The sequence below is a fragment of the Lacrimispora sp. 210928-DFI.3.58 genome, assembly GCF_020554865.1.
Lineage (GTDB): Bacteria > Bacillota > Clostridia > Lachnospirales > Lachnospiraceae > Enterocloster.
On sequence record NZ_JAJCIC010000010.1, the window covers coordinates 86,237 to 109,558 of the forward strand.

Genomic DNA, 23,322 nt, shown 5'->3' on the forward strand with positions numbered 1-23,322 from the left:
GAGGTACAGTATGGATGTGACAACAACATTAAAAAAGTTCGGACTGGAGCAGGCATTAAATTATGTTTATAAGGAGCCTGAAAAAAATCTTTTAAAACTGATGGATTGGGCAGATAAATTTTCCGGGGGAGAATTTCCTGTACCCAGAAAAATGGTAAGGGAAGCGATGACAGATCCGAAGCATCCCTATTACCCGTTTATCCGCCGCCTGTTGTATGATTTAGATCCTTATGTGATGAAAACCACGGCGGTTAATTTCTTCATCAATGCGGCTTTAGCCGGATGGCCGAAACAGGAGGAGGCCAGAAGGAGATATGGATGCAACATTCCGTGGACGATCCTGTTAGATCCAACATCCGCCTGTAATCTGCATTGTACAGGCTGTTGGGCAGCTGAGTATGGCAATAAACTGAACCTGACTTATGAGGAAATTGACAGCATCATTGATCAGGGAAAAATGCTGGGAATTTATATGTATATCTATACTGGCGGGGAACCATTGGTACGGAAAGAGGATCTGATCCGCCTTTGTGAGAAGCATAATGATTGCGTGTTCTTATGCTTTACCAATGCAACTCTAATTGATGAAAAATTTGCGGATGAAATGCTGCGGGTAGGAAATTTTGTTCCGGCCATTTCATTGGAAGGGTTTGAGATGGCTACAGATGGAAGGCGTGGAGACGGAGTATATAAGAAGGTCATGGCCGCTATCGATCTGCTGCGCAGAAAGAAACTGCTATATGGTATTTCTGCCTGTTATACCAGCGCGAATTTTGATTCCATCACATCAGAAGCGTTTTATGACAAACTGATTGAAATGGGCGTGTATTTTATCTGGTATTTCCATTACATGCCGGTAGGAAATGACGCTTCTTTGGAGTTAATGCCTACACCGGAACAGAGGAGAATGACCTATGAGCGAATCCGTCATTACCGCGCCACAAAACCGCTTTTTGCCATGGATTTCCAGAATGATGCGGAATATGTGGGCGGCTGTATTGCCGGCGGGCGACGTTACTTACATATCAATGCCAACGGAGACATCGATCCTTGTGTATTTGTCCACTATTCGGATTCCAACATCCGGAAAAAGACGCTTTTGGATGCGCTGCAGTCCCCGATGATGATGGCATATTATACGAGGCAGCCCTTTAATGAGAATATGCTGCGTCCTTGTCCTATGCTGGAGAATCCGGAGAAGTTAAGAGAAATGGTGGCAGAGTCCGGAGCCCATTCTACGGATTTACAGTCGCCGGAATCGGCAGACCATCTGTGTGCAAAATGTGATTCCTATGCTGCCTGCTGGAAACCGGTGGCAGATGAACTGTGGCAGGCCAGTGAGACGGCAAAAAGCGATAAAGAGTGATTTACAGACTGCTGTGGCTTTTTTCAGGAAACTACGGCAGTTTTACATGTTTCAAATATAGAGCGAGGAGAACTTAAAATGGCAGCAGCAATTATAACTGACAGTAACAGCGGAATTTTAGGGAATGAAGAATGGGAAAACGAAATATATGTGATTCCTATGCCGGTGATCTTAGACGGAAGAACCTATTATGAAGGACAGAATATGACTCATGAGCAGTTTTACCGTTTTTTGGAAGAACATAAGCCGATTTCTACATCACAGCCTGCTCCGGCAGATATAATGGAAACCTGGGAAAAGGCTCTGGAGTCCGGATATGAAGAAATTGTATATATTCCAATGTCAAGCAGTCTTAGCAGCTCCTTCCAGACTGCAAGAATGCTGGCAGATGAATATGACGGAAAAGTTCAGGTGGTTGATAATCATCGTATTTCTGTAACTCAGAAACAATCTGTGAAGGATGCGCTCTGGCTTGCAGAGAAAGGATGTATAGCAGCAGAAATTCGGGAAGAACTGGAAAAGACAGCCTATGATTCTATAATCTATGTAGGCGTGGAAACACTGGAATATTTGAAAAAGGGTGGACGGATTACGCCGGCTGCGGCGGCAATGGGGACCTTGCTGAGTCTGAAGCCTCTTCTAACGCTCCAGGGTGGGAAAGTAGATGCATATGCAAAGGTAAGAGGCAGCAGAACATGTAAAAAACGGCTGATTGAAACAATGCAAAAGAGTGTTGACCAATTTCATGAGAGAGGAATTGAAATCTCTGTCGGTGCGGCAGGAAGCTTTTCTGACAAAGAGGGTGATTGGGAATGGTTAGAAATGATAAAAGAGGCTTTCCCTGGTGAAGAGATCCATTATGATCCACTGACCTTCAGTATTGGCTGTCATGTGGGCCCCGGAGCCTTTGGAATGGGAATCAGCCGGAAGATAGGGTAGAAACGAAGGTCGCCGCTGATATGAGAAGACAGATAAAAGGAGAAGGGACATGAAAGAAAAGGCAGCAAAAATGATCCGAATTATAACGGTACCGCCGTTCTTGGCATTTGTTATGCTTGGAATCTTATACCGGCAGTTAGGCTTTATCATAGGTACACCGCCGGACATTATCGTGTCGATGGGATGTTTGACTGTTCTGCCAGCCTGTGCATATCCGATTTCACAGATAAAATCGGAATTTCGCAATGATCAGAGAGAATACCAGAGGAAGATGGCATTTATCATGAATTTATGCGGTTATCTGACGGCTGTGATTTATGGTACGGTAAAGGGTGTTTCCGGTGCCCTGATGTGGATTTTTGTTTCCTATCTTACAGCGGCCATAGTGCTGACAATCATAAATCGCGGCTTTCGGATAAGGGCAAGTGGACATGCTTGCAGTTGTGTTCTTCCTTATCTGATTTTGTGCTATTTTTTTGGCGGAAAATCCATTGCTGCCTGCCTGATTCTTTATTTAATTGAATTTTGGGCATCAGTGTATTTAAAACGCCATACAATATCGGAATTCCTGACAGGAAGCGCTGTGGCAGTTGTTGTATTCGGTTTTACGGGACTGCTGTTTGGCTTTTGTTAGAGCTTTTGATGGCGCGCTCCGGTTTTACGGATTTTAAAAAGGCCTGCTTGCCGGTGCCGGCAAACAGATCACAGATTCGTTCCATGGCTTTCAGGAGATCGTAGTCCATGGAGTGATCCATCCAGTCAAGGATGGTTCCGACCAGGGTGCATTTATAAAAACGGATCAAAAGCTCTTTGTCTTCTTTGCGTAGGGTCAGATCGTCAGTAACCGTATTGACATACTCGCTTACAGTATAAAGACATAAACGTTCCACTTCTTTTAAAAAGATTTCCCGCTGGACAGAGCGGTAGATGTGGAGAAGGGCCTTTTTACGTTTTGCTCCGATTTCTACAAAGGGTGTGATGCAGTCAAGGGGAGATCCGAAACGGCTGTATGTCTGAATGATGCGGTCTGCCTCGTCCTTGAAAGAATATTCCAGAAGATCAGGGATATCATGGAAATGGTAATAAAATGTATTGCGGTTGATCAGGCATCGGGTAACGATATCTTTTACCGTAATCTGACTGTAAGATTTTTCATCTAATAATTGCCAGAATGCGGATACGATGGCAGTTTTGGTTCGATTCATAAGTATCAACTCACTTTTCTGAATATAGTGCAAGCATATCATAAAATAATGGACTTTACAATGTTGCTTTTTGGGGGAAGATAGTTTTCTGCTGATTACCTTTGTTTTTCGGGATGATTATCCGGCGATTGCAGAAGGGCTTCTTTCCATTCCGCCTGTGGGAGTCGTTCTTCTTTTTATTATGAGCGTAGGGTATCAGTTATTGGATGCAGCAGCTTATTTTTCATTGCTTCGCAGTGCATTTCCGGAGATTCGGTTCTATCAGGGAGTGGCGGTAGTGTTTCTGGGTGTGTTTGCCAATATTGCTACATTTTCTGCTGGAACAATGCCGATGCAGGGCTATTATCTGTACTGCTGCGGTATGTACGCTCATTATCGTTTTTCTGATTCTTATCTGTACCTGGAACCGGATCTTTAGGCTGGCGCTCTGGAGTATCGGCAAACTTCCATCCACAGAAAAGTGGACGGAAAGGAAAAATATATGGAGTACAAATCTGGAATCGCTTTATAAAGAAGCACAGCAGCTTCTCCATAACCGTTCCTGCCGGAGAAAGGTGCTGTTTTTAGATCTGATAAGATTGGGCTGGATGTACAGTATTCCATTTTTATGTATTCGTCTGTTGGGTGGTGAGGGAATCTCGTTCTGGCAGGTGCAGGCATTGTCCGCCATGATGATGCTTTTGGTGGGGCGCTTCTGAATGTGGCAGGTATGGGACCGGCGGAATTTGCCTTTCTTTTAGTATTTTCTCCGTATATTGGGCATATCGCAGCGTCATCGGCGGTGATTTTATATAGGCTGTCAACATATTTTCTTCCGTTTCTTATTAGTATGATCGTATTTTTTAAGACTCAGAGGCAGATGCTTGCCGGGAAGTGGAAGGAAAGAGAGCAGATGTCTGTCAAACCTATAATCTTGAAACAGACCTGTCTGTATGTTATAATATTACGAATTATTTCAATATACAAATAGTCCTGTGGATGCTTATGCAGGCTAAGTCCGGCAAATTGGTGTTTGATGAGGTGAAGATTGAAAATGAAAAATCCGTGGGTAGGAATTCCATTAACTGATTATGAAAATCATATGAAGCTTGATTCCGTTATGCAGCTGCAGGCTATGAACGAAATGATGAAAGGTCAATTTGATACTTATCCCATTTCCAGTGTAATGATATTTGGTATTGCAGGCGGTAATGGTCTTGAACATATTCAGAAGGACAGGTTTGAAAGAGTATATGGAGTTGACATCAATTCTTCTTATCTGCAAGCGGTCGTTCAAAGGTATCCGCAATTGGACGGTCTTCTGGAATGTCTGTGTATCAATTTGATAGATGAAACAGATAAGCTGCCAAAAGCAGATATGGTTATTGCCAATCTGTTGATCGAGTATATTGGATATGAGTGCTTTCAGAAAGCAATCAGGCAGGCAGATCCAAAGTATGTTTCATGTATTATTCAAATCAATATGGAGGATAATTGGGTATCAGATTCCCCTTATCTGCATGTGTTTGACGGACTGGAACAGGTGCATCATCAAATGGAAGAACAGACATTAAAGAATGCGATGCTCGAAATCGATTATCATGCAATCAGAAGTTTGGAGCATATGCTGCCTAATGGGAAAAAACTGGTACAGATAGATTTTAAAAGATAACTTCCGGTTTGCCGCGTTGATGATGAGAGTAATCTTACAGAAATCATGTTCCGAACTCAGAATACAGCGAGGTAAAAATTATTGGAGCTGGAGTGGATGCGGCTGATCAAGATGCTGGCACATTTCCATGTAAAGGGAATGGCCGGGCAGATTGAAAAACTGTGGGAGTACGGCGCCTATGCAGAGGCTGTTTCTGTCATTACCTATGAAGGGGACTGGGATATCAAAAAGAAGTGGCAGGAGCAGATTCTTGAAAAGCTGCCGCAGCTGCGCGGGGATGCCTTCCGGGATGCATGCTATACTATTAAGGCCCTGAAGGACTGCCCGGATATCAATGCCGGAAGATTAAAGGAAGCGCTTGTACAAAAGGACTTGGACAGAAGTGACAAGACCGTGTTATTTTATTGTATCAGAGCGTTATCCGGCAAAGAAGTAGTAGTAGATTATTTTTTAGATTTCTTGTCGGTTGAACAGGATCCATACTTATTAATTTATGCAATTCAAGCCCTGGAGAGAATTTCGGATCGGCGTTTACAGAGCATTTATGTAAAACTGCTGGATCGATACAGGACATCGGAAAATGCACAGAGAGATTATCAGGGAAGCCAAAAGGTTCTGCCAGGCGGAGGATGCCTTGGGGCCAGCAGGCCGGAAGGACAGGTTGTGAGCAATCTGATGCGCAGGTTCGATTTGTTTGGGCTGGATTACCGTGGCGCCTGGAAGCTGCTGATGAATGACCAGAGGTGGGAAGAATGGAAACGGCTTCACAATTTGGAAAATTGAACTGATGAAAATTGCAGTCTTAAAAATAAAACTATATGCTCCATGGGTTCATTCCTTGAAAGAGTAGTGATCGGCGTGGCGGCTATTGTGCCATACAGCGCTCAGACAGATAGCCTGATGGATGATACCCTGGGAAAGCAGAGGAAGGCTGCTTTAATGTAATAATAGTATGGAAAGTCAGTGATTCGCCATCATAATACATCTGAATTTCTCCCTGATACTTAAGGACTATTTTATGGATACTTTTTATGCCGAAACCATGTTTACATTTGTCAGGTTTACTGGTGGCTGGTTTGCGTCCGGACCCTGAAAGAGGATTTTTTCTGCTGGAATTCACAACAGTTATCACGACAAAAGGTGTTTTCTCCCGATGGCAGGCGCTGATTTCGATATAGGCATCAGGGATATTTTCCGCAGCTTCGACCGCATTGTCTAATAAATTGCAAAAAAGGGAAGTAAGGTCTGCAGCTGTGATAAAATCCACGATTCTGCTTCGGATATCGGCATAGAAGGCAATCTGCTTTTGCTGGCATTGACGCTGGTACCTGGACAGGATTGCATTCAGCATATCATGGTCGCACAGCCGTGGGGATTCCTTTAAATCGGAAGACTGCATCAGCTGGTGAATGTATATGGCAATTTTATCATGCTCCTTTTCAGCATTCAGTATATCGATAGATTGCAGATGTTTTTTGATATCATGTATTAAGATGCTTTGATTTTCATGCTGTGAGAGAAGCATCTCATAATATTGTATGGAATCGGATTCCTTTTGGAGTAATAACTGCATCTGGGTATATTTCAGATGCTTCTCCTGATTGTATTGATTAAATGCGAACACCAGAAGATTGATTGCCAGCAAAAAAAATGACACTTAGTGTTATCATCCAGTTTAATGCCGGAGACAGATTGCAGAAGTCGCTGATTTTTATAAAGGTAAACATAATAAAAACAGAGGTGATGGGAAGCAGTATCAGAAACAAATCTGAACGATCATGCTGGTCGTTATTGTGTCTCTGTCTTTGTAAAAAATACAGATGGAGAAGAACAGAGATCAGAGTGAAAAATATCAGTTTGGAGCATACAGAAAAGACTGTGAGGGCATGAATCTCATTTTTTTCCCAAAAGCGCGGCACAAAATACAGAATGACATAATATACCATCAGTTCACATGTCATCATAATGGCTGTCAGAACAGAGGAATGGAAAAAGGCGGGATACCAGCTTAATTCATACTGCGTAAATAAAAAGATGAAATTGGCAGCAAGATATAAAATTGTGTTCAGCCATTTTGAACCCAATAATGCCGCAGCAAACAGGGCAATGTAAAGACTGCACAGTACAGCCAGCTGGATTGCCGGCTGATGCTTCGCAGAAAAACACCGGGAGGCATATTGACGCAGTATCATTGCTTCAGTCAGGAAAATCAAGAAAAAGCAAATTATATGTTCCATATTGTACCTCCATATAGCCCAAGCCTTTTATCGCATGCTTTCCAGATAAAGGAGATAGGCTTCTTTAAATGCATGGTATTTCCGCCTGGTTAAGTAGGCCTGAAACTGGCTGTCTGCCATATATACAAGGGTATGGTCAAAATTTGATACCTGTTCAAAATTGACAATAAAACTGCGGTGTGTTTGGAAAAAGCAGTTTTGGGGCAGCAGTTCTGACCAATATTGCAGGTTGTGGACAGATTCAAAGTCACGGAAAGTAGTATGTACGATTATTTTTCTGCCCTGTGCTTCCACCATGATAATAGAGGAAGTGGGTAACGTATGTACCCCTTCTCTGGTTTCAATAGGAATCTTGAATGTTATGGCATGGTACAGGTCAACGGCCTCTTTCATATTACGGAAAAACCTTTGTTTGTCTAAAGGCTTTGAAAGATAGCGGAAGACATGAAAACGCATGGCATCATCCAGATATTTGGAATGGGAGGTTACAATAAAGATAATGAGCTTGTCGTTTGTTTTCTTCAATTCATTTCCAACGTAAATCCCGTTGATACCGGGCATCTCTATATCAAGAAAGAGAATATCCTTATTTCCCCTGTCGGCTAAAAGAGATTCTCCATCCGGGAAAAGAACTAATTCAGGGCAGCTTGTACCACGATTTTAGTATAATCAAATAGTCCGGAAAATGCAAAAAATATGTATGAAAAGACATTTTCCTGCATGTTTTGGTTGTTGAATGACCAGAGAAAAGAAGAATATGTCGTTTCGCACAAGTTGGGTTGCAATCCCGAAAAATGATGGGATAATAGGAAGCAGGAGACTCCATAGAATAATCCGAGAGAGAGGAAAAAAATGTTAAAAAGAAGAACTGGTGCAAAAGGAATCCTGCTATCCTGTGTTATGATACTGGTGTTGCTGTCCGGCTGTGACCGCCATTTGACAGAACAGAAGCAGGCGGCAGCGGCTAATTGGGATACAGAGCGCTTAGAAACCGCAGAGCCTTTAGAATCAGACAACGGGGAAACTGCTGCGCCAACAGAATCCGAATCACAGATACAGGTGAGGGATATTCTTGAACTTACTGACAACAATAAGGCATTTCTGGCAAAAATGTGTAGGGAATTAAATGATTTTAATGCACAGACGGTAAGGGATGATAAATTTTGGTGTGATTTTCTGTTCTATTCCTATACAGGCGCATTATCAGGACAGATGGAAACGGTATACCGGGAAGATTTGGGAGTGGAGGAAAACGTTGTGAAAGTAAGCCGGCAGGAAGCTGAGGATCATGCAAGGCTGGTTTTTGGTGCGGAATTGCCGGATATAAAACCTGCTTTTGAGGATATGGAGGAAGGACAGACTGCTTTCTATTATCTGGATGGATATTACTATATCGGCATTTCCGATTTCCCGGATTATCAATATACATTTTCAGAAACTGCCAAAGAGGAAGAAGCGGAGACAGATACCATTGTAACATATACCATTGATTTTGAGGGGGAAAGCAATGTGGGTACGGTAACGTTTGTTGTTTCTCCGGAGAAGAATGAAAATGGCTTTGTGATCCGATCAAAGGATACGAGGTTTTTTAATTAGGTGTAGTCGGAAATTGGAAAAATAAGACAGAACAGGGAGCCAGGGAGTAATTTTCGCTGTGGTTAATGTGTTTGGCGGAACGGAGGATGAATGGAAAGAACACTTTGTGGGTTTGGAAACACCAACCTCTCTAAAATGATATATCCTGTTGACGCTTAAGCAAAAACAAGGTATAATTTTGGTAAATTTATTTATCAAAATAGCTCCATGGGAGGCTGATTTATATTGAGAGTGAAGGTAAAAGATATAGCAAAAGCTGCAGGGGTGTCTCCGAGTACAGTATCGCTGGTGCTGAATAATCGCCCATCAAGGATCACGGAAGAGACAAAAGAAAACATTCTGCGGATTGCCAGAGAAATGCGGTTTCAACTGGAAATGGGTTCCGATTTTGCAGAGATAAAAAAGGCAGGAGTTTTAGGTATGGTAGTCCCTGATAGAGGAAACCCTTTTTTCAGCCACCTGGCTGGGGAAGTCTCCAGATGTGCCTATGAACAGGGATATATCGTTCACCAATGTACAACGGGTGATGATGTACAGCATTTTTATTCTGCGCTGGGAAGTCTGATCACACGAAATGTAGATGCCCTTATTGTCATTCCTCCCAGGACAATGAATAAAGAAAATGTAAAAGCATTAAAGTCCTTCCAAAAGAGCGGCCCTCCTATTGTACTGCTTGACAGGGCAGCATACTCCGTTTTTTGCGATTTTGTAACTGCAGACAATAAATATGGGGGCCGTATTGCCACAGAATATTTGATTAGCCATGGGCATACCAAAATTGGATGCATAATTGGAGAGGAAAATATCTACACTGCCAGGAAACGATTAAATGGCTATTGCGAAGCGCTGTCCGCTGCCGGTATCTCTTATAATAATGAGCTAGTGCATTATGGACATTACGATATTGAGAGTGGGCGCAAAGGAGCGGAGCTGCTATTAGCCCAGGGAGCAACAGCAATAATGGCCGGCAATGACCTGATGGCCTACGGCGTGTATCTTTATGCGGAGGAGCATGGTCTTTCCATACCAGCCGACCTTTCCGTAATTGGGTATGATAACACGGCTCTATGCGATCTGATGAAGGTTCCTTTGACTAGTGTTGATCAAAATAGTGATATGATGGCTTCAAAAGTGATTGAGGTTCTGACAGAACGCCTTGCACAGACTGAGATAGATGAACCAATGCCATACCGAAATTATTATTTTACTCCCAGTATTGTGGAGCGCAAATCAGTGAAAGATAAACAAATCAATTAAATGATTGAATAAAGTAAGCAGATAAGGATGAGAATGATGATAAATTTTGTTCTCATCCTTATTTTGTTTTTATCATATGAATATCATACAAAACCTGAAAAACTTTATTGACAAAGATAAACAAAATGGTATAATAAATTTAAAATATTTATCTAAATTTACCATTGATTTTAGATAGCAATATTCCGTTGGTTCAAAAAGCACAAAGCCAAGAAGGAGAAGCGTAGCCGTAGAAACATTTCGTAATTAGATGGAAAAATCCTGATCTGGCTGTTAGTCTGGTCAGAAAAGCAAGCTGCCGGTTTCTTTATGTCAGAGAGCGCGCTGCTGTGTGACAGTCTTATCATATCAGACGAAACAGACAAAAATATTGGGTGAAATGTTACAACAAAATAAAGGAGGTAATAAGTATATGGAGGAAAAGGAATTAAAGAAAAAAATCATTTTAGATTGTGATCCGGGTATGGACGATTCCATGGCTATTGTAATGGCAGTGAAATCGCCAGCCTTGCAGGTTATGGCAATTACAACCGTAAACGGCAATTATCCTGTTGATGTGACTTCAGCCAATGCACAAAAAGTGCTGGAGCTGTTGGGAAGAACGGATATTCCGGTAGCCCGTGGAATGGCAGAACCCATGTTTCGCGACATCCCAAAAGATCCCTTCACTCACGGTAAAGACGGACAGGCAGAGAATTTTCTTCCTAATCCTGTTACTCCTTTATGCGAAAAACATGCGGTTGATCTGATCATAGATGTAATAAAAGCAAATCCAGGAGAAGTATATATTGTTTCGACTGCGCCCATGAGCAATATTGCTATGGCTCTGAAGAAGGCTCCGGAGATCAAAGGGATGATTGCCGGAATTTATGCGATTTCTGGCATGTTTGGTTTAAATGCTTATGCTTTTGCAAACGCCACGGGAGATACGCCGCAAAGCGAGTGGAATGTATATGTAGACCCGGAGGCCGCCTCTATCGTATATAATTCCGGTATTGATCTAGTTGCATTAGGATTAGATGTGGCAACACACTTTGATGTGAACCTGACAGAAAAGGATATCGAACGCCTGAGGTTAAGTGATAAAAAGGAAGCCCATTTCCTTTATAATGCAATCCATTTTGTGAATGGGCGGGGCTTTGAGGCTTATTGCACTGTAATCGACTGTATGGCGGTAGCATATGCCATTGATGAAACAATAGTAGAGACCTTCGAGGCTCATGTGGGAGTTGAGACAAAAGATGGCCTGACACTAGGAAATACCGTTGTGGATTACAGGCATCATCATGTCTGGTCCCACCTTCCTTTAGTTAAAATAGGAAAAAAAGCGGATTACAGTAAATTTTTAAACATGTTAATGGAATTGGTTCTTGGCTAGAAAGGAGGTGCTGTTGTGTCGGAAAAAGAATGGATTTATATTGCGGGACCTGAATGTTTTTACATAGGTGGAACAGAAATGCTTGCTGCTATGAGAAAACGAGCAGAATCTCTCGGTTTTGGGGTAACGCTCCCCAATGACCATCCTCTGGATATGAGTAGTGAAAATCTGCAGGATCATGCACAAAGTATTTTTGCAGATTTAAAAGAAATTATGCTTGATACAACTGTGATTATAGCTGATCTGGAGGCATACCGCGGGTCAGAACCGGACAGCGGGACCATTTATGAAATTGGGATGGCCTACGCAAAGGGCGCCAAATGCTATGGCTATACAAGGGATAAAAGACCATTAGCATGGAAGGATCAGAAATATGTTCTACGTGACGGTAAGGTATATGATGAGCACGGTAGGGAGGCTCCCTATAAAGAATTGCCCTTCTCCCCTTGCGTTATAGGCTCTACTAAGATCGTAGAAGGCGATTTTTATGACTGTTTGAAGACCTTACAAATAGATTTGGAAGAGGATGCGAAATACAAAGGGATACGAGGCTATCAGGCCAATTTCACAACGGCCCGGACACGCAAATCATGCGAGCGGCCAATGGTCTATTTAGCAGGTCCTGAGCGTTATGAAAAAAATGCTGCTGAAATTTATAGCCGAATGAAACAGATCTGTGGGGAATATGGACTGGAAGCTTACGCTCCTATTGATTGGGCAGATGGAGTAAAAAAAATAGAGACTACTTCATCCTACACAGCTGCAACAAATCTGTTCGACAATTATCAGCAGCATATTAGAAATTGTGATGCCATTATTGCTAATCTGAATGATTATAGAGGATATGAGTGCAGCAACGATGTAGGCTTTGAGTGCGGCATGGCCTTTCAACTAGGGAAAAAGCTCTATGGTTACATGGATGATACACGTTATATGAAGGATAGGGTCCCCAACCTTGGTGAAGCCCATGAGTTCCGAGATATGACAGGAGCAAATGTAGAGAATTTTGATTATCCGCTGAACCTGATGTTTGCATGCTCTATGGATATCCGGGAAGGAAAGTTTGAACAGATCATAAAGACTGTAGCAGAAGACCTGTTAGAGAAATGGGAGCAAAAAGCATATGCGATATAAGCATATCTCTGGAATCATCAATGTGTTTACAGAATCGGTTATAGAGGCTGATATTGCGATGCAGGTCTGATGTCACGGCTTACGCTGGAGGAGACGGACAGGCGCCTTGAGGAGCTGAAGGATATTTCACATAAGCTGGGAATTTCTGAAGGGATCGATGCATTCATGACCCTGGCCTTTGTAAGCCTTCCGGTGATACCGAGGCTTAGACTGAACACATACGGTGTAATTGACGTGGACAGGCAGGAAATTGTAAAAGCAGTGTTTTAGAGAAAGGATGTGAACGTATGGGAACGCCTCATAACAGAGCGGAAAAAGGCGAGATCGCAGAGCTTGTGCTGATGCCCGGCGACCCGCTGAGGGCCAAATTTATTGCAGAGACATTTTTAAAGGATGCGAGACTGGTGACGGATGTACGAAATGTATACGGCTTCACAGGGTACTATAAGGGAAAGGAACTCTCTGTCATGGCCAGCGGTATGGGAATGCCTTCCATGGGAATCTATTCCTATGAGCTGTACCAATTTTATGATGTAAAGCAGATTATCAGGATTGGTTCAGCAGGCGCTTACACGGAGGATTTAAAGCTGTATGACATTGTTCTTGCGGACAGTGCCTGGAGCGAGAGCAGCTTTGCACGGACCCAGAGCGGCTGTACCTCAGATATTCTTTACCCCAGTATTGACCTGAACCAAAGGATACTGCGGACAGCACAGAACCTTGGAATTCAGATTACTCCTGTGATAGTACATTCCAGCGACGTATTTTATGCGGAGGAAAATGTGGATGATTACAGGGCAATTTATAAAAAGCATGGCTGCCGCTGCGTGGATATGGAAAGCTTTGCCCTGTTCCACAATGCGCAGGTGTTAAAGCGCCAAGCAGCCTGCATGCTTACCATATCAGACAGTTTTCCCACTGGCACAAAGGCAACGGTCGAGGAGAGGCAGTGCGCCTTCACCAATATGATGAAGGTGGCCCTGGAAGCTGCGCTGTAGCAAAGAGGGAATTGCGGCATAGACATCCATTTCCATGATCAGCTTGTAAAAGCGGGATACCATGCAGATCTGATCCTTTTGGAAGGGGAGATACATGGGGGCTCTGCTTTTAGCCAGCCAGAGGTACAGAAATGGGAACTAGAATTATTTAATCAACAGAGGTGAAGAGATGAATCAGTTTGATAATGCAATGAGAAGACAGGCGATGAGCCTGCCGGAGCTTTTAAGGCAGCAGTACGAAGATCTGGAGCCTAAGACACGCAGTATTTTATCCTTCGAAGAGATCTTCTCCATTCAGAAGATCGTTCTCACAGGCTGCGGCGATTCCCACGCTGCAGCCATGGCAACAAAATATACCTTTGAGCAGCTGACAGGGGTTCCCACCGAGGTGGTTCCGGCCCTGGACTTAAGCCGCTATTATGCAGATAGCCAGCTGGGCTTTGCGCCGAGAAATCCCTTGGTGATCGCGGTGAGCAATTCGGGAACCGTAGCCCGCGTCGGAGAAGCAATCCAGCGAGCCGTAAAAGCTGGCGCCTTTGCCCTGGGGGTAACGGGAAACAGGGAGTCCCTTCTGGGAAAGAGCGTTTCCAGGATCCTTGACCTGGCCATCCCAAAGCAGGAGGGCGGCCCCGGTGTCCGTTCGTACCTCGTCTCTGTGTTGGCTTTACTGCTTCTTGCCATCCGTTTTGGGGAGGTTCGTGGCCGTTTTACCATGGATCAGGCAAATGCTTACCGCAGAGATCTTCTGCGCCAGGCAGATGAGTTGGAGCAGCTTCTTCCAAGAATGGATGAAGAGGCATTAAAGATGGCTCAGGAGTGGAAGGAAATGGAAGCCTTTGACTTCGTGGGTGCCGGAACGGACTATGCTGCGGCCTGGTATGGACACGCCAAAGCCTTTGAGGCGGATGGAGCATATGCAATGTGTATCAACGCTGAGGAATGGCTGCACCTTAACTTTTTCTTGAGAAAGGCAGACAGGACCGGTACAGTGGTCGTGTGCTCAAAGGAAAACAGGGGTCTTGTGCGGGTTCGTGAGATGGTGAAGCATGCGGCAGACGATATGGGACGGCCCACTTGGGTCCTGACAGATGATCCGGGGCTTTTCGGAGATACAAAGGCAAAGACAGGAATTTTCCCGTCAACTGCCTACAGCTTTTCGGCTTCACTTACCAATTTTATTCCCTGCGCCCTGTTGGCAGGATATATAAATGTCTTGACTGGCGAGGAATATGGCCGTGGCTGTAAGGGTCCGTGGAGCTTTGCGGACCAGGGAGCGGGAATCATAAATAGTGAGATCGTTTTGGACTGACCGAGGGCAACAGAAAGGAGAATGAGATTATGCTGAAAAATTTCAAGATTCAGACAAAGGAGCGGGATGTAGTAGCGCTGACCGATGATATCAAGGTGTTTGTGGAGGAGTGCCAAGTGGAGGAAGGACTCTGTGTGATCACGATCCCCCATACCACTGCAGCCCTGACCATCACCTCCTTCTGGGATCCCAACGGTTTTCTGGACCTTCAGGATGAGATCTGCCGTCTGATTCCCACCCGCATTGACTTTAAGCACCAGCATGACACGCCCCAGGATGCGGCGGGACATGTGAAATCCTCGTTGATTGGCGTCAACCTGTGCATCCCCATCCATGAAGGGAAGCTGTTGCTAGGACACTCACAGGGGATATACTTCCTGGAGTTTGACGGGCCAAGAAACAGGGAATATTTTGTAAAGGTAATGAGTGATTGATGACAGACAGGGCGATTGAAGGATAAAGGAGCAATATGAGGCTATCGACATCATCCAACATTTATTTTAACCGGGCAGACGGAACAAAGGGGCGGCTGGAGGACTGTGTGCGCTACTGCGGGGAGGCAGGATACCGCCGGATGGATTTAAGCTTTCTGGATTACTGCAATTTTCGCTTTCCCATCGTCACAGACCATTATCTCCAGTGGATCGACAGGATTGTGAACATAGCGGCGGCCTACGATATCACCTTCGGTCAGGCCCATGCCCCCTTCTATAATTTCTGTGACGACAACGTTCCTGACCGGGAGGAGAAGGACCGGCTGATCTACCGCTCCATCGAGTGCGCTGCCAGAATGGGGATTCCCTGGGTGGCGATCCATGCAGGGACGGACTATTCCTCCGGAGAGATGAGAAAAAGCTCTAAGAAAAAGAACAGGGAATATTTTCTTCCCCTTCTGGAGTACGCCGCAAAATGGAATGTGGGGATTGCCTTTGAAAACCTGTGGGACTGGAATATTGCACCCCGAAAGCGCTATACCGCTTCCATTGAGGATCTCATTGATCTGGTAGACTCCTTTGACTGCCAGTACGTGGGGATCTGCTATGACGTGGAGCATGCGGGGATCAGCGGCTTAGATCCCGCAAAGGAGATCCTGGTGATCGGAAAACGCTTAAAGTCCACGCACATCTCCGACTATTTTGACATCAAGGCGGATCACCTTCTTCCCTTTACGGGCGTAATGGAATGGAAGCCCTTTATGAAAGCGCTGAAAACCATTGGATATAAGGGAGACTTTGCATTTGAAATCCACAGATACACAGAGCATACGCCGGATGAGCTGGTGCCCAGCGCGATCCGCTACTCCATTGAGGTGGGCAATTACCTGCTGAAGCTGGCCGGGGAGGATGAAGGCCAGCCGACGAAGGGAGAGAGATGATACTATGGACAGAATCAAATTAATTGTAAGCGATATTGACGGAACCCTGGTGGACAAGTCGGAGACGATCCCGCAGGAGCTGATCCGTGCAGTTGAAGCATGCCGGAAGGCGGGGATCATATTTGCCCTGGCCACAGGGCGCACCACGGAGCTTGTAAAGCCCTTTATGGAAAAGTTAAAGATTGATGCGCCCTGTATTGCAGGCAACGGAGCTTATATCATTCAGGGCAGCAAATGCCTGACGGACCATGGCTTTTCCATTGAACCTGTCCGGGATATCATCAAAAGAGCAGATGCTTTGGGGCTGACCGTGACCATTTCTACAACAGAGCATGAGCGTGCCCTGAGGGAAACAGGATATGTACGGGAACATAAACGGTTTGGAAACCGTTTTACCGAGCTGCTTCCCTTCGAATCCATTGACTGGGAGCATGGAAGATTCCAAAAGGTAATGATCATGGATGAGGAGCGAACAGGGGTGATACAGGAATTTACAGAGCGTCTGGAGCCTATGAGGGAGCTTTACTGGATTACCACCTTTTCCAGCAAAGCAGTAGAGCTGGGTCCTAAAAACTGCAATAAGGCAACAGGAGTCAGAGAGCTTGCGGGTATCCTGAACATTCCCTTACGACAGGTAATGGCATGCGGCGATTACCGGAATGACATTGAAATGCTTGAGCTGGCAGGCTATGGCGTAGCGGTGGCAAATGCGCTGCCTGAGGTGAAGGAAAAAGCCGTTTACGTTGCAAGGAACTCCTATGCGTTAGGAGTGGCAGAGGCCATCAAAGCACTGTGCTTTTCGGAATACGGAGGCAGTCATGCAGGAACACCATAGGAAAGTCCCCTCATTCCTTAAGGAAGACCGCTGAGAAATAACGAAACGAAATGCGAAGGCATTTCCATATAAAAAATCCATATAAGGGAGGAAAACACATGAGACGATTTTTGACATCAATTTTGGCTGTGGCAATGAGTGCCAGTCTTCTTGCAGGCTGCGGTGGAAATTCCACCTCTTCCGGTACGGCTGCTGCCGGCGGGGCACAGAGCGGTGGGACAGCCGCCGCTTCAGGAGACAGTTCTGCCTCTTCAGGAACAACGGAGCTTGTATTCTGGCATAACCGCGGCGGATCTGCGGGGGAAGTGCTGCAGACGATCGTGGACGATTTTAACGCAAATGCGGGGGCAGAGCTTGGCATTCATATCACCGCAGTTTATCAGAGCGACTCAGTCAGCGCCTTCAAAACGCTGGTACAGGCAAAGGATACGTCCAACTATCCGGATCTGATCCAGATTTTTGCCGGCGATGTGGAGTATATGAGCACTGTGGAGGCGGTAGTTCCCGTTGGGGATCTGATGGCAAAGGATGACAGCTTTGATGCAGATATCCTGGAATCCCTGCTGACTACCTATACCTACAACGGCACACTGTATTCCATGCCGTTCCACGCTTCCACCATGGGCTTTTTCTGGAACAAGACAGCCTTTGCAGAGGCAGGCCTTGATCCTGAGACCCCTCCGGCAACCATTGACGACATGGCGAAAATGGCTGAAAAGCTGTTAAAGGTTGAGAGCAACGGAACCGTTTCACAGTATGCGATCACCCTGGCCGTTTCAAACGTATATCTCAACCATTGGATCAGCGGGCAGGGAGAGTATTCCTTTATCGGCGACAATGAAGCGGGCCGCGCGGGCCGCATGACAAAGGTTACCTTTGATACGGACGGAACCATGGCCAAATTCCTGACCGAATGGAAGAAAGTGCTGGATACGGGAGCCGTACAGTATATTGAGTCCGGCAACCAGGCCCGCGATGAATTCTGCTCCGGCTTAAGCGCAATGCTCTGCTCCTCCAACAGCGCCCTGGGAAGTGTGACCACCATGTCAAAGGAGATGGGCTTTGACTTTGGCGTTGCTCCGCTTCCGAAGGTCAGCGAATCCGATTCCGGAAGCGTGGCTCCTGGCGGCACCAGTGTCTACATCTTAAACAAGGGTGACGAAGCAAAGATCCAGGCAGCCTGGGACTTCATCAAATTCTGGGTTGCTCCTGAGCAGCAGTATGCATTCTGCTCTGTGACAGGAACCGTTCCTGTAAACGAACAGACCTTCGACTATGAGCCAATGAAGGAGTATGTAGAGGAAAATCCATATTTTGTAGTATTCTATGACGCCTTAAAGAACTCCAATCCAAAGGTTCAGGAGCATTTGGCTCCCACCCAGCAGGAATTTACAACCATTTTCCAGGAGGTCGGTGCAAAGTTCTCTGCAGGGGAGATCTCAGTGGATGAGGCTGTGGAGGAAATGGCTTCCCGCTGCAATGCAGCCCTGGATGAGTATAATGAGGCGAACCCTCTGAATTAGTGGAATGGCATACTGCCGTCATGAACCTTTATGTGGCGGCAGTGTGCTGGTCATGAGGTATCCTGCAAAACGCACCAAAAGAAAAGGGGAAGACCATGGGAAATGATCATATTTCCGGTAAAACGCGCAGATGGAATGGGGGATCATCAAAGAGAAAGCTGAAAGGCTATTTTTTCCTCCTTCCGGCGCTGATCCTGATCGTTGTATTTAGCTATTATCCGTTTGTAAAAACGATCATTTTAAGCTTTTTTACAATCAATGCCAACAACGAGGTCGTCGCATTCGCCGGCCTTAAAAACTACACAAAGGTAGTTGCCGACGCTGAGTTCTGGCAATCTGTAAAAAATACGGTGCGCTACACGCTGATCACCGTGCCGGTGACGCTGGCGCTGGCTTATTTCTTTGCAATGCTCTGCTGTAAAACAAGAAGGCTGTCCCGGTTCTATGAAACCTGTCTGGCGCTCCCCATGGCAGTGTCCATGTCAGTGGCGACCACTATATTCAACCTGATGCTGAATCCTAACATTGGCCCGGTCAACCATTATCTGAACCTGAATGTGGGATGGCTGACAGACAAAAATGTCATGGTCTATACCTTGTGCATGATTGGTATATGGCTTCATGTAGGCATGGCCTTTATCTTCCTCCTGGCCGCTGTGCGGAATGTGCCTGAGGATCTGCTTGAGAGTGCAAGGCTGGATGGGGCCTCTGTGTGGGCTCAGGTGATCAATGTATATATCCCGCTGACCTCTCCTACTCTGTTTTATCTGCTGGCCACCAATCTGGCATCCAGTATGATGATGTCCGATCTGGTGATTGCCCTGACTCAGGGAGGAACCTCCAACAGTGCAACCTCAACCATGATTTATTATATGTACCGCAAGGCCTTTTATATCTATAATTATGGCTCTGCCTATGCATCGGCCGTACTTGCCTTTATCATTGCCTTCGGCGTGCTGTTGCTCAGCTTTGTTCTGGAGAGAAAGAAGGTGCATTACTCATGATGAAACAAAGGTCAAATGGATCAAGGGAAAAGAACCACGGAAAAAGCGTCGTGATTCAGGTAATTGCAGTTCTGTGCGGCCTCCTGATCATAGCGCCTGTTCTCTATTGCCTGTCACTGTCCTTCATGCGTGTGTCGGAGATTCTCTCCAGGCCGCCAAGGCTGCTGCCAAAGGGACTTTATATGGGCAACTACAATGCTGCCTGGACAAAATCGTTGATCCCCAGGTTTTTGCTGAATTCCCTCTTTATCTCCCTTGTGTGCAGTATCGTCCGCCTGATCACGGCGTCTCTGGCCGGGTTTGGCTTTGCTTTTCTGGATTTTCCGGGCAAAACGGTGCTGTTCTATCTGGTTTTGGGAACCATGCTGATTCCGGGAGATGTGATCCTCACAAGCAACTATTTTACGATCTCCCAACTGGGACTGGTTAATTCGTATCTGGGAATCATGCTGCTGTATTTTGTATCTGCGAACAATGTCTTTATGATGCGCCAGCATTTTATGACTGTTTCAAAGGAGCTCCATGAAGCGGCTGAGATCGACGGCTGCGGCGATCTGCGGTTTTACTTCAATATCCTGCTGCCCATCTCTACGCCGATCCTTGTAACCGTGTTTATTTCTTCGTTTATCAGCACCTGGAATATGTATCTGTGGCCTCTGATCGTGGCCAATTCCAGTAACGAGATGCGCACAGTCCAGGTGGGCTTAAAAACACTGAACTTTGCGGAGGAGGCATCCTACGGAGGAACAATGGCAGGGGCGATGATTATTTTGATCCCCACTCTTATAATCTTCCTAATCTTCCAGAAGCGTATTGTGGGAGGCATGCAGTCCGGGTCTGTAAAGGGATAAGAAATGGTATTATGAGAGCATAAGAGGCTGCCGGACTCCGGCAGCTCTTTTTCAGCACAAGGAGGCAGTGGCAGTGGAAAAGGAAGCGTTTTACAATCCAATACGTGAGCACATCTTTTCAGTACCTGGCCTGATCGGGGATGAGCTTGGGCGCATATTTGAAGAGGCAAAGAACAGTGCGGCCTTTTTAAGACAGAAAGACATCGGCCAGATCATTTTGACAGGCTGCGGATATTCCTATGCAGCCAGTCTGTCTGTGGCCTGTGGGCTCCGGGAATTGACGGGACGGCAGGTGACGGCCCTTCCCGCTATTGAGGCCGCCCGCTTTCTGCAGCTTCCAATGTCAGAGTGGGAGAGAACCCTTGTAATTGGCATCAGCAATTCCGGCCTTGTCACAAGGGTGAATGAGGCGGTGGCAACCTGCAGGCAGCAGGGAGCGGCGGCGATTGGCTTAACTTCAAATACCCGCGGGGAGCTGATCCGCTATTGTGACAGCTGTCTTGATATCAGCAGCCCTGAATTTGGCAGGCCCCTTCCCTTAAGAGGCTACGCAATGACGATAGCGGCCCTTTTAGCCGTTGGCTGCGCCCTGACGGGGAATGCTGGGCAGGGGGAGCTGGTCCGCGGGATACTGGCAGGTTCCATGGAGGAGCTTGAGGCATCCCTTCCTGAGATCGATGATATGGCCTGGGATTATGTACAGTTGAATCCTGCTCTGGAGCAGTTTGAGTTTGTGGGCTCCGGCTATGAAAGGGGAGCGGCCTTTCTGGGGAAAATCGAGATGATGGGGCAGGCCGGTCTTATGGCCGTAGATGAGGATACGGAGCAGTGGCTGCACTGCAACTTTTTTATGGCTGCCCCGGAAAGGATCGGGACCATTCTTTTTCTTGCAAAGAATTCTCCTGGATATTCAAGGGCTGTGGAGGCGCTTTCCTATATGAAGCATCTAAAACGGCCGGCCTGTGTTGTCACGGATGACCGGGACATACTGAATGATCCGGATAGCCGGTCCGTTTATCTTCCTGCTTTAAATGCCGTCAATGGAGGGCTTTTGCAGATGACCGTCCCATCGCTTCTTACAGGATACTATTGCAGGCTTAAGGGCGAGGAGTATTCGAGGGGCTTTAGGGGGCCTTGGGAGATTTTTAAGGATGGGCGCGGAACGACGAAAAGCGGAAGCGATCTGTTGGATGAGCTTGGCAGAAGAGAGGAAAAGTGAGAGTATGGAGATCATTGAAACGCACATAACGGAGCAGGAGCTCGTCCATATGACAGCTCATAGGTATCTATACATCAACCCTTATAATGGCTGTACAGAGGATTGCCCCTATTGCTATTGGAAGGATATCCCCGGCCGGGATGGCAGGCCTGAAGTTCGGATGAATGCGGCAGATCTTCTGGAATTTCTGGGGTACACAGACAGCGGCACAGAATCCCGGCCACTCTTTCTGCAAGAGCTCTTTTTACGGAAGCGTATTTTTCTCGATCATCTTCATGTGTTCTTAACCAGTCCCTAAACTATATCATCCTGTCAGCTTCTTTACAACCGACAGAAAACTCATTTTAGTTTCTCAATAATCTTTCATTCATTTTAACAAAATTTTGTAAGTATTTTGCTGGAACTGGCTTTTGGCATTTAAAAAAGTCCTTTGGCGTTCCTTGAAATAACAGTTGTCCACCTTCATCACCTGCTCCCGATCCCAAATCAATAATCCGATCGGCCTGGCACATCATTTGAATATCTTTGGAATGTAGACCAGTCGTAGGTTCGTCCAATACATATATAGGCTTCGGTTCTCTTAACTCTACGACTAATTTTAAACGCTGTAATTCTCCTCCGGATAAGGAGTCAAAAGGCTGTCCTAAACTTAGATATTCCAAACCAACCTTGCATAATACAGTTAATTCATGAAAAACTGACCAGCCGAATTGTCTGCCTGATTGGAGCGTATTCCGACGAAGGTCTGTGGTATGTTCCTGCATTTGACTAAATAAAAGAACCTGTGAGGTTGGTTCTGGTGGATATATTGATACAATTATTAATCGGTACTTTTTTGAAGTACCTTTATAATCTGTGTGGGATATGTTATGCTGATTATACGAGAAAGTTGAGATAAATGAGAAAATCAGGATCAGCTGACATAGGCAGTTGGAGCAATAGGGCGGGATTTGGTGAGGAGGTAAAGGCGATGAGGCTAAAAAATATATTGATTGTTGTGAAAGATATTGAAAGATCAAAGCAATTTTATCATGACTTGTTCGGCCTTGAAATGGTTCTGGACAATGATGGCAATATGATTTTAACAGAAGGTCTTGTGCTTCAGGATGAAAAAATCTGGAAAAGGTTTCTCGAAAAGGAAATTATCCCGGAGAACAATTCCTGTGAACTATATTTTGAAGAACGTAATATAGAAGCGTTTGTTCAAAAGCTTGAGAAGCTGTACCCCTCGATCAGATATGTCAACAGGCTTATGACGCATAGCTGGGGGCAGAAAGTGATCCGTTTTTATGATCTTGATGGTAATTTGATCGAAGTGGGAACACCAATGTAATGGGATAGCAAACTTTATCTTCCGGAAGCCTGCCTCTGAGCTGAAACGCATTGGAGGCTAATAGAAAAGGTAAGGAGCAAAAAATAAAAGACCTAATCAGCGCGCCATCCTG

At 45.5% G+C, this 23,322-nt stretch carries 24 protein-coding genes and 3 pseudogenes; 21 read left to right on the forward strand and 6 right to left on the reverse strand.

Features of this window, described 5'->3' with window-relative positions; genetic code table 11:
- Positions 1-10: 10 nt before the first annotated feature.
- The 3 genes from LIZ87_RS08500 to LIZ87_RS08510 all read left to right on the forward strand — a co-directional run bounded on the left by LIZ87_RS08500 (position 11) and on the right by LIZ87_RS08510 (position 2,939).
- Positions 11-1,366, forward strand: coding sequence for a radical SAM protein (locus LIZ87_RS08500; RefSeq protein ID WP_227146403.1), 1,356 nt, complete (start codon positions 11-13; stop codon positions 1,364-1,366).
- Between the two features lie 78 nt (positions 1,367-1,444).
- A complete protein-coding gene (locus LIZ87_RS08505; protein WP_227146405.1) occupies positions 1,445-2,305 on the forward strand; it encodes a DegV family protein in 861 nt (286 codons plus the stop codon).
- Positions 2,306-2,354: 49 nt separating this feature from the next.
- A complete protein-coding gene (locus tag LIZ87_RS08510) occupies positions 2,355-2,939 on the forward strand; it encodes a hypothetical protein (RefSeq protein ID WP_227146408.1) in 585 nt (194 codons plus the stop codon).
- Here the strand turns inward: LIZ87_RS08510 and LIZ87_RS08515 are convergent.
- Positions 2,911-3,510 carry a TetR/AcrR family transcriptional regulator gene (locus LIZ87_RS08515; RefSeq protein WP_227146411.1) on the reverse strand — a complete coding sequence of 200 codons (600 nt, stop codon included), beginning with the start codon at positions 3,508-3,510 and terminating at the stop codon, positions 2,911-2,913. The genes LIZ87_RS08510 and LIZ87_RS08515 overlap by 29 nt on opposite strands.
- Positions 3,511-3,580: 70 nt before the next feature.
- On the opposite strand from LIZ87_RS08515, the gene LIZ87_RS08520 reads away from it, so the two are divergent.
- The 3 genes from LIZ87_RS08520 (at position 3,581) to LIZ87_RS08530 (ending at position 5,944) form a co-directional block, all read left to right on the forward strand.
- Positions 3,581-3,928 (forward strand): hypothetical protein, encoded by a 348-nt coding sequence (locus LIZ87_RS08520; protein WP_227146414.1) that lies wholly within the window; start codon positions 3,581-3,583, stop codon positions 3,926-3,928.
- A 615-nt stretch (positions 3,929-4,543) separates the two neighbouring features.
- On the forward strand, positions 4,544-5,161 hold the full coding sequence (locus LIZ87_RS08525; RefSeq protein ID WP_227146417.1) for a class I SAM-dependent methyltransferase: 618 nt from the start codon (positions 4,544-4,546) through the stop codon (positions 5,159-5,161).
- Positions 5,162-5,257: 96 nt separating this feature from the next.
- The gene (locus tag LIZ87_RS08530; protein ID WP_227146420.1) at positions 5,258-5,944 is read left to right on the forward strand and encodes a hypothetical protein; all 687 of its coding nucleotides are present in this window, start codon (positions 5,258-5,260) and stop codon (positions 5,942-5,944) included.
- Positions 5,945-6,026: 82 nt separating this feature from the next.
- On the opposite strand, the gene LIZ87_RS08535 is transcribed toward LIZ87_RS08530, so the two are convergent.
- From LIZ87_RS08535 to LIZ87_RS22375, 3 genes and pseudogenes are all read right to left on the reverse strand, one after another.
- Positions 6,027-6,806, reverse strand: a complete 780-nt coding sequence (locus tag LIZ87_RS08535; protein WP_227146421.1) for a sensor histidine kinase — start codon at positions 6,804-6,806, stop codon at positions 6,027-6,029.
- Between the two features lie 619 nt (positions 6,807-7,425).
- Positions 7,426-7,791 carry a LytR/AlgR family response regulator transcription factor gene (locus LIZ87_RS08540; protein WP_264467946.1) on the reverse strand — a complete coding sequence of 122 codons (366 nt, stop codon included), beginning with the start codon at positions 7,789-7,791 and terminating at the stop codon, positions 7,426-7,428.
- Between the two features lie 18 nt (positions 7,792-7,809).
- Positions 7,810-7,989 (reverse strand): annotated as a pseudogene (locus tag LIZ87_RS22375) (response regulator); the annotation flags it as partial.
- A gap of 261 nt (positions 7,990-8,250) precedes the next feature.
- Between LIZ87_RS22375 and LIZ87_RS08545 the strand changes: the two are divergent.
- The 14 genes and pseudogenes from LIZ87_RS08545 (at position 8,251) to LIZ87_RS08610 (ending at position 21,877) form a co-directional block, all read left to right on the forward strand.
- Positions 8,251-8,994 carry a hypothetical protein gene (locus LIZ87_RS08545; RefSeq protein ID WP_227146424.1) on the forward strand — a complete coding sequence of 248 codons (744 nt, stop codon included), beginning with the start codon at positions 8,251-8,253 and terminating at the stop codon, positions 8,992-8,994.
- 231 nt (positions 8,995-9,225) lie between these two features.
- On the forward strand, positions 9,226-10,251 hold the full coding sequence (locus LIZ87_RS08550; RefSeq protein WP_227146426.1) for a LacI family DNA-binding transcriptional regulator: 1,026 nt from the start codon (positions 9,226-9,228) through the stop codon (positions 10,249-10,251).
- Positions 10,252-10,663: 412 nt separating this feature from the next.
- Positions 10,664-11,629, forward strand: a complete 966-nt coding sequence (locus LIZ87_RS08555; RefSeq protein ID WP_178315345.1) for a nucleoside hydrolase — start codon at positions 10,664-10,666, stop codon at positions 11,627-11,629.
- Positions 11,630-11,644: 15 nt separating this feature from the next.
- Positions 11,645-12,763 (forward strand): nucleoside 2-deoxyribosyltransferase, encoded by a 1,119-nt coding sequence (locus tag LIZ87_RS22570; RefSeq protein ID WP_227146427.1) that lies wholly within the window; start codon positions 11,645-11,647, stop codon positions 12,761-12,763.
- 63 nt (positions 12,764-12,826) lie between these two features.
- Positions 12,827-13,033: pseudogene (locus LIZ87_RS08565) on the forward strand (adenine deaminase C-terminal domain-containing protein); the annotation flags it as partial.
- A gap of 17 nt (positions 13,034-13,050) precedes the next feature.
- Positions 13,051-13,761 carry a purine-nucleoside phosphorylase gene (gene deoD / locus LIZ87_RS08570; RefSeq protein ID WP_178315351.1) on the forward strand — a complete coding sequence of 237 codons (711 nt, stop codon included), beginning with the start codon at positions 13,051-13,053 and terminating at the stop codon, positions 13,759-13,761.
- A gap of 169 nt (positions 13,762-13,930) precedes the next feature.
- Positions 13,931-15,070 carry an SIS domain-containing protein gene (locus LIZ87_RS08575; protein ID WP_178315353.1) on the forward strand — a complete coding sequence of 380 codons (1,140 nt, stop codon included), beginning with the start codon at positions 13,931-13,933 and terminating at the stop codon, positions 15,068-15,070.
- A 29-nt stretch (positions 15,071-15,099) separates the two neighbouring features.
- Positions 15,100-15,504 carry a secondary thiamine-phosphate synthase enzyme YjbQ gene (locus tag LIZ87_RS08580; protein ID WP_178315355.1) on the forward strand — a complete coding sequence of 135 codons (405 nt, stop codon included), beginning with the start codon at positions 15,100-15,102 and terminating at the stop codon, positions 15,502-15,504.
- A 35-nt stretch (positions 15,505-15,539) separates the two neighbouring features.
- A complete protein-coding gene (locus tag LIZ87_RS08585; RefSeq protein ID WP_178315357.1) occupies positions 15,540-16,445 on the forward strand; it encodes a sugar phosphate isomerase/epimerase family protein in 906 nt (301 codons plus the stop codon).
- Positions 16,446-16,449: 4 nt separating this feature from the next.
- Positions 16,450-17,280 carry an HAD family hydrolase gene (locus tag LIZ87_RS08590; RefSeq protein ID WP_178315359.1) on the forward strand — a complete coding sequence of 277 codons (831 nt, stop codon included), beginning with the start codon at positions 16,450-16,452 and terminating at the stop codon, positions 17,278-17,280.
- Positions 17,281-17,378: 98 nt separating this feature from the next.
- Entirely contained in the window at positions 17,379-18,803 is a 1,425-nt protein-coding gene (locus LIZ87_RS08595; protein WP_227146429.1) for an ABC transporter substrate-binding protein, read from the forward strand.
- 95 nt (positions 18,804-18,898) lie between these two features.
- The gene (locus LIZ87_RS08600; protein ID WP_227146431.1) at positions 18,899-19,807 is read left to right on the forward strand and encodes a carbohydrate ABC transporter permease; all 909 of its coding nucleotides are present in this window, start codon (positions 18,899-18,901) and stop codon (positions 19,805-19,807) included.
- A complete protein-coding gene (locus LIZ87_RS08605; protein WP_178317411.1) occupies positions 19,804-20,658 on the forward strand; it encodes a carbohydrate ABC transporter permease in 855 nt (284 codons plus the stop codon). The genes LIZ87_RS08600 and LIZ87_RS08605 overlap by 4 nt, the downstream gene beginning before the upstream one ends.
- Positions 20,659-20,731: 73 nt before the next feature.
- Positions 20,732-21,877, forward strand: coding sequence for an SIS domain-containing protein (locus LIZ87_RS08610; protein ID WP_227146433.1), 1,146 nt, complete (start codon positions 20,732-20,734; stop codon positions 21,875-21,877).
- Positions 21,878-21,951: 74 nt separating this feature from the next.
- Here the strand turns inward: LIZ87_RS08610 and LIZ87_RS23065 are convergent.
- Both LIZ87_RS23065 and LIZ87_RS08615 read right to left on the reverse strand, forming a co-directional pair.
- A pseudogene (locus tag LIZ87_RS23065) lies at positions 21,952-22,164 on the reverse strand (hypothetical protein); the annotation flags it as partial.
- Between the two features lie 57 nt (positions 22,165-22,221).
- Positions 22,222-22,641 carry a hypothetical protein gene (locus LIZ87_RS08615; protein WP_227146436.1) on the reverse strand — a complete coding sequence of 140 codons (420 nt, stop codon included), beginning with the start codon at positions 22,639-22,641 and terminating at the stop codon, positions 22,222-22,224.
- 206 nt (positions 22,642-22,847) lie between these two features.
- Between LIZ87_RS08615 and LIZ87_RS08620 the strand changes: the two genes are divergently transcribed.
- Positions 22,848-23,210, forward strand: coding sequence for a VOC family protein (locus LIZ87_RS08620; protein WP_178314686.1), 363 nt, complete (start codon positions 22,848-22,850; stop codon positions 23,208-23,210).
- Positions 23,211-23,322 lie beyond the last annotated feature (112 nt).

Bases quoted from the DNA above. Each gene is read 5' to 3' on its own strand.
- LIZ87_RS08500 (WP_227146403.1), top strand. From the start codon at position 11: ATGGATGTGACAACAACATTAAAAAAGTTCGGACTGGAGCAGGCATTA.
- LIZ87_RS08505 (WP_227146405.1), top strand. From the start codon at position 1,445: ATGGCAGCAGCAATTATAACTGACAGTAACAGCGGAATTTTAGGGAAT.
- LIZ87_RS08510 (WP_227146408.1), top strand. From the start codon at position 2,355: ATGAAAGAAAAGGCAGCAAAAATGATCCGAATTATAACGGTACCGCCG.
- LIZ87_RS08515 (WP_227146411.1), bottom strand. From the start codon at position 3,510: ATGAATCGAACCAAAACTGCCATCGTATCCGCATTCTGGCAATTATTA.
- LIZ87_RS08525 (WP_227146417.1), top strand. From the start codon at position 4,544: ATGAAAAATCCGTGGGTAGGAATTCCATTAACTGATTATGAAAATCAT.
- LIZ87_RS08530 (WP_227146420.1), top strand. From the start codon at position 5,258: ATGCGGCTGATCAAGATGCTGGCACATTTCCATGTAAAGGGAATGGCC.
- LIZ87_RS08540 (WP_264467946.1), bottom strand. From the start codon at position 7,791: ATGAAAGAGGCCGTTGACCTGTACCATGCCATAACATTCAAGATTCCT.
- LIZ87_RS08545 (WP_227146424.1), top strand. From the start codon at position 8,251: ATGTTAAAAAGAAGAACTGGTGCAAAAGGAATCCTGCTATCCTGTGTT.
- LIZ87_RS08555 (WP_178315345.1), top strand. From the start codon at position 10,664: ATGGAGGAAAAGGAATTAAAGAAAAAAATCATTTTAGATTGTGATCCG.
- deoD (WP_178315351.1), top strand. From the start codon at position 13,051: ATGGGAACGCCTCATAACAGAGCGGAAAAAGGCGAGATCGCAGAGCTT.
- LIZ87_RS08575 (WP_178315353.1), top strand. From the start codon at position 13,931: ATGAATCAGTTTGATAATGCAATGAGAAGACAGGCGATGAGCCTGCCG.
- LIZ87_RS08580 (WP_178315355.1), top strand. From the start codon at position 15,100: ATGCTGAAAAATTTCAAGATTCAGACAAAGGAGCGGGATGTAGTAGCG.
- LIZ87_RS08585 (WP_178315357.1), top strand. From the start codon at position 15,540: ATGAGGCTATCGACATCATCCAACATTTATTTTAACCGGGCAGACGGA.
- LIZ87_RS08590 (WP_178315359.1), top strand. From the start codon at position 16,450: ATGGACAGAATCAAATTAATTGTAAGCGATATTGACGGAACCCTGGTG.
- LIZ87_RS08595 (WP_227146429.1), top strand. From the start codon at position 17,379: ATGAGACGATTTTTGACATCAATTTTGGCTGTGGCAATGAGTGCCAGT.
- LIZ87_RS08600 (WP_227146431.1), top strand. From the start codon at position 18,899: ATGGGAAATGATCATATTTCCGGTAAAACGCGCAGATGGAATGGGGGA.
- LIZ87_RS08605 (WP_178317411.1), top strand. From the start codon at position 19,804: ATGATGAAACAAAGGTCAAATGGATCAAGGGAAAAGAACCACGGAAAA.
- LIZ87_RS08615 (WP_227146436.1), bottom strand. From the start codon at position 22,641: ATGCAGGAACATACCACAGACCTTCGTCGGAATACGCTCCAATCAGGC.
- LIZ87_RS08620 (WP_178314686.1), top strand. From the start codon at position 22,848: ATGAGGCTAAAAAATATATTGATTGTTGTGAAAGATATTGAAAGATCA.